At 69.7% G+C, this 5,035-nt stretch carries 5 protein-coding genes; 4 read left to right on the top strand and 1 reads right to left on the bottom strand.

All coding sequences use genetic code 11. The annotated features are described in order from the left end of the window. Nucleotides 1-16: 16 nt before the first annotated feature. Entirely contained in the window at nucleotides 17-700 is a 684-nt protein-coding gene (locus CCN72_RS35360; protein WP_085562929.1) for a glycerophosphodiester phosphodiesterase, read from the bottom strand. 395 nt (nucleotides 701-1,095) lie between these two features. Here CCN72_RS35360 and CCN72_RS35355 point away from each other — a divergent pair, with 395 nt between their 5' ends. The 4 genes from CCN72_RS35355 to CCN72_RS35340 form a co-directional block, all read left to right on the top strand. After that, nucleotides 1,096-2,493 (top strand): DUF6421 family protein, encoded by a 1,398-nt coding sequence (locus CCN72_RS35355; RefSeq protein ID WP_086812461.1) that lies wholly within the window; start codon nucleotides 1,096-1,098, stop codon nucleotides 2,491-2,493. A gap of 47 nt (nucleotides 2,494-2,540) precedes the next feature. Then, nucleotides 2,541-3,305, top strand: a complete 765-nt coding sequence (locus tag CCN72_RS35350) for an SDR family oxidoreductase (protein ID WP_085562931.1) — start codon at nucleotides 2,541-2,543, stop codon at nucleotides 3,303-3,305. Then, nucleotides 3,302-4,372, top strand: coding sequence for a threonine aldolase family protein (locus tag CCN72_RS35345; RefSeq protein ID WP_086812459.1), 1,071 nt, complete (start codon nucleotides 3,302-3,304; stop codon nucleotides 4,370-4,372). Before CCN72_RS35350 ends, CCN72_RS35345 begins: the two co-directional genes overlap by 4 nt. A gap of 86 nt (nucleotides 4,373-4,458) precedes the next feature. Next, nucleotides 4,459-5,035, top strand: a 577-nt coding sequence (locus CCN72_RS35340; protein ID WP_107430263.1) for a transglutaminase domain-containing protein, incomplete at its 3' end; no start/stop codon positions are given.

Here is a 5,035-nt window from a genome sequence, read left to right as displayed (position 1 = left end):
AAGCACCGTTGCAGTACTAGGCCGTGAACCGTCCCGTGCGCTTGATCTCCGGGAAGTCCGTGGTCGCGCCGTCGAGTTCGAGCGCGCGGACCAGCCGCAGCTGCTCCTGTGTGTTGACCGTCCAGCCGATGATCCGCAACCCGGCCGCGCGCGCGTGCTCCACGGTCTCCAGGGTGATCCGGCGGATGTCCAGACACAGGGTCGGCGCGCCCACCGCGACCGCGCGCTCGACCACCTCGGGGCCGTAGCGTCCGGCGATCAGCGCGGTGCGCACCCCGGGCACCAGCCGGGCGATCTCGGCGACCGCCTCGTCATGGAACGAGGACACCTCCACCCGCGCGACCAGATCCCGCTCCAGCATCACCCGCGCCAGCTCCCGGGCCGCCGCGACGTCCTTGATCTCGGCCTGGAGCGGGGTGCCCACCGCGTCCAGGACCTCCTCGAACACCGGCACCCGCTCCCCGCGCCCCGCGTCCAGCGCGCGCAGCTCGGAGAGAGTCTTCTCGGCGATCGGCCCGGAGCCGTCGGTCGTGCGGTCCACCTCGGCGTCGTGCATGACGACCAGGGCGCCGTCCTTGCTCAGGTGCAGATCCAGTTCGATCAGGTCGAGGCCGGCCCGCTGCGCGGCGACGAAGGAGCGAAGGGTGTTCTCGGGCTCCACACCCATGACCCCGCGGTGACCGATGGTAAGGAAGTTCAAGGTTCGACTCGCTTCCGTCGACGGCGGCTCGGCACGCGCGGCGACGGGCGGACGCCGTCGTCCGTGCGGGCAGGTCGCAGCCTAACGGCCCCGACCCGGGATGAACCCGCATGCGCGCGGACGATCTGGACGCGCCCCGGGCGGTGACTGGCTGCTACCCCGTTGCGACATCACCCACGCGTGGGCGCGTCCCCCGCGCGCTTGACAGGCCGAATCCCGCCCCTCCCGGGCTCGGGAGGCCGACGCTCGAAAGTGAGCGCCGTCACGGTTTACGGCAGGAAAAATGTCGGTGACCATGTCTCCAGACAGAAAAATCTCCTGCACTCCCTCTTGATGGGGGAATCAGGGTATGCATACGGTGTCCATACGCTGGGTTCTCCCGTGGAGGATGGAAAATGACGGAAATTCTTGTGCAGTCGGGGCCGAAGGGGCAGGTTTCTTCGCAGGCCAGGGTGGTCGAGCACCCCGCCTGGCCCGTGCTCAAGGATGCCGTGGAGCAGATTCGGCCATGGCAGTCGGCGGACGGCTCGATCGACTTCGACGCCGAGGGCGCGCCCGCCAAGGCCGAAGCGGAGGCCGCCGTACGCCGTGTCGCCGAGGCCGTCGAGCAGCTCTCGCCGCTCCTGCCGTACGACGCCGCCTACCACGAGGCCGTGGTGAAGGATCTGCACCGCTGGGCCGAGGGTGGCTTCGAGGTGCCGGACTTCCTGGACTCCCTGCTGGCCTTCCATCCCGCGGCGCAGCGCGCGGACGGCCTCCAGCACCTGGTCGTCTTCCCGATGTACACGCAGAACGGCAACCTGGACCGCAATCTGGAGGCGGTCGTGCTGCGCATGGTCTGGCCCGAGTGGCTGGCCGAGCTGGAGCGCACCCGGTACGACAACCCGCTGTTCTGCGGCATCACGTTCGAGGACTTCACCTCGGGCTACGACACCAACTCGGCCGTCCTCTTCCCGGAGACCATCGCCGTCCGTGAGGCGCCGGAACGTTTCTCCTGGGGTGGCATCTTCTGTGACCGCGAGGCCGCGCGCTTCCGCCGGGTCACCGACGCCGCCGTCGGCATCCTGGGCCTTGAGCTGCCCGAGGACATCGCCGCGATGGTCCACGACCAGAAGCGCTGCGAAGAGGCGTTCGTGCTCTGGGACATGGTCCACGACCGCACCCACAGCCACGGCGACCTGCCGTTCGACCCGTTCATGATCAAGCAGCGCCAGCCGTTCTGGATGTACGGCCTGGAGGAACTGCGCTGTGACCTCACCGCCTTCAAAGAGGCCGTGAAGCTGGAGGCGGACGGCGTCCCGCAGGCCCGCGACGTGCAGTACGCGGTGCTCTTCGACCGTATGTTCCGCTTCCCCGTCACCGGCGACCGGGTGCGCAACTACGACGGCCTCGGCGGCCAGCTGCTCTTCGCCTACCTGCACAAGCACGACGTGGTGCGCTGGACGGACAACAAGCTGTCCATCGACTGGGAGCGCGCCCCGCAGGTCACCAACCAGCTGTGCGCCGACATAGAGAAGCTGTACCGGGACGGCATCGACCGCCCCAAGCTCGTGCACTGGTTCGCCGGCTACCAGCTGGTGTCCGAGTACCTGGCTCCGCACCCCGGCTCCAAGTGGGCCAAGGGTCCGGACGCCCTCGACCTGACGCTGCCGCCGCGCAAGCTGGTCGACGACGTGCTCCCGGACGAGTTTCCGCTGAGCATGTTCTTTGAAGCCCTGTCCAAGAAGCTGAAGAATGTGATCGCCTCCACCAAGGGCATCACGGCGGACGGCGCCGAGCGGCTCGCCGCGTGACTGACGGCGCACCGTCCACACACATCACTGCTGCAGAGGGGAAGATCATGGGGAACGGGTCGAACGGGGCGCTCAGCGGTGCGGTGATCGCGGTGGCCGGCGCGGGCGGACCCGCCGGACAGGCGACGCTGCTGCGCCTGGCCGAGGCCGGGGCGACCGTCGTCGGAGCGGACAACGACCCGCAGCGGCTGTCCGAGGCCGTGGACGCGGCCCGCTACGCCTCGGGCGGTGCCACGGTCACGGGGGACACCGTGGACCTCCTCGATCTCCAGTCCACCCGGGAGTGGGCCGAGCACATCGAGAAGGACTTCGGGCGCGTCGACGGCCTGGTGCACCTGGTCGGCGGCTGGCGCGGCAGCGAGACCTTCACCAAGACCAGCCTGGACGACTGGGACTTCCTGGAGCTGCTGCTGGTGCGCACCGTGCAGCACACCTCGCTCGCCTTCCACGAGGCCCTCCAGCGCAGCGACCGCGGCCGCTACGTGCTGATCAGCGCGTCCGGCGCGACCAAGCCCACCGCGGGCAACGCCGCCTACTCCGCGGCCAAGGCCGCCGCCGAGGCGTGGACGCTGGCCATGGGGGACTACTTCCGCAAGGCGGGCAAGGCGGAGGGCGCCGAGGGCCCGACCTCCGCGGCTACCATCCTCGTGGTCAAGGCGCTGGTGCACGACGCGATGCGCGCCGAACGCCCCAACGCGAAGTTCGCGGGCTTCACGGACGTCAAGGACCTGGCCGAGGCCATCGAGGGCGTCTGGAGCAAGTCCGCCGCCGAGTTGAACGGAAATCGTCTGTGGCTGACCGAGAAGCCGTGAACCCTCCCAGGACCGACGCGCGTCGCCATCACGACCCGGAGGTCCGCGGTTTCGCCAGTGACAACTACGCCGGGGCGCATCCCGAGGTGATGGCAGCCCTGGCCCTGGCCAACGGCGGCCACCAGGTCGCCTATGGCGAGGACCAGTACACCGAGAACCTCCAGCGGATCATCCGCAGCCACTTCGGTGCCGCCGCGGAGGCCTTCCCGGTCTTCAACGGCACCGGCGCGAACGTGGTCGCGCTCCAGGCGGTCACCGACCGCTGGGGCGCGGTGATCTGCGCCGAGAGCGCGCACATCAACGTGGACGAGGGCGGGGCGCCCGAGCGGATGGGCGGGCTCAAGCTGCTCACCGTGGCCACGCCGGACGGCAAGCTCACGCCCGAGCTGATCGACCGGCAGGCCTGGGGCTTCGAGGACGAGCACCGGGCGATGCCCCAGGTCGTCTCGATCACCCAGTCCACCGAGCTGGGCACGCTCTACACGCCCGAGGAGATCCGCGCGATCTGCGAGCACGCCCATGCGCACGGCATGAAGGTGCACCTGGACGGCTCCCGGATAGCCAACGCGGCCGCCTCCCTGGACGTGCCGATGCGCACGTTCACCAGCGCGGTCGGCGTCGACATCCTCTCGCTCGGCGGGACCAAGAACGGCGCCGTGTTCGGCGAGGCGGTCGTGGTCCTCAACCAGGACGCGGTGCGCAGGATGAAGCATCTGCGCAAGCTGTCCATGCAGCTCGCCTCCAAGATGCGCTTCGTCTCGGTGCAGTTGGAGGCCCTGCTGGCCAAGGACCTGTGGCTGCGCAACGCCCGGCACGCCAATGAGATGGCCCAGCGGCTCGCCGAGGGTGTGCGCGCGGTGCACGGGGTGGAGATCCTCTACCCGGTGCAGGCCAACGGCGTCTTCGCGCAGCTCCCGCACGACGTGAGCGAGCGGTTGCAGAAGCGCTTCCGCTTCTACTTCTGGGACGAGGCCGCGGGCACGGTGCGCTGGATGTGCTCCTTCGACACCACGGAGGAGGACGTCGACGCCTTCGTGGCAGCGGTCAAGGAGGAGATGGCGCGCTGATCCAGGCGCCCGAATAAACGCATAGGTATGCGGTCACCTGATAAGTCATTGACTGACGGGTGGCCGCATTCCTATGCTCTGCGGGCATGCAGCTGATCCAGGAAACCGCCGACCTCTCCGCCTACTTGGCCGCGGACGAGGTGATCGACCATCACCATCCGATGGTCCGGGAGACGGCCGCCCGGCTGGCGGCCGGGGCGGCGGACTCGTATGTCTATGCGCGCCTGGCCTATGAGTTCGTCCGCGACACCGTCCCGCACTCCGCCGACACCGGCGACCCCCGCGTCACCTGGCGCGCCTCCGACGTCCTCACCCGGCGGACCGGAATCTGCCATGCTAAGGCGCACGCGCTCGCGGCCCTGCTGCGCGCCGAGGACATCCCGACGGCCCTGTGCTACCAGCGCCTGCGCGACGACGAGGGTGAGGGCCATGTGCTGCACGGCCTGATCGCCGCCCGCTTCCACGGCGCCTGGCACCGCCAGGACCCGCGCGGCAACAAACCCGGCGTCGACGCGCGGTTCTCCCTGACCGGCGAGCGGCTCGCCTGGACCCCCGACCCGGCCGCCGGCGAACTGGACTATTCGCTGCTGTACGCCGCCGCGCACCCGGCCGTCCTCGACGCCCTGCGCACCGCCCCCGACCGCGAGGCCCTGGGCCGGGGGC

This window comes from Streptomyces murinus (assembly GCF_002154555.1).
GTDB classification, from domain to species: domain Bacteria; phylum Actinomycetota; class Actinomycetes; order Streptomycetales; family Streptomycetaceae; genus Streptomyces; species Streptomyces murinus.
Note: the sequence above shows the minus strand (reverse complement) of the source record. Positions and strands in the feature narration are given on the sequence as shown.

What these genes read in the sequence shown, in the direction of transcription:
- CCN72_RS35355 (WP_086812461.1), top strand. Translation starts at nt 1,096, where the DNA reads ATGACGGAAATTCTTGTGCAGTCGGGGCCGAAGGGGCAGGTTTCTTCG.
- CCN72_RS35350 (WP_085562931.1), top strand. Translation starts at nt 2,541, where the DNA reads ATGGGGAACGGGTCGAACGGGGCGCTCAGCGGTGCGGTGATCGCGGTG.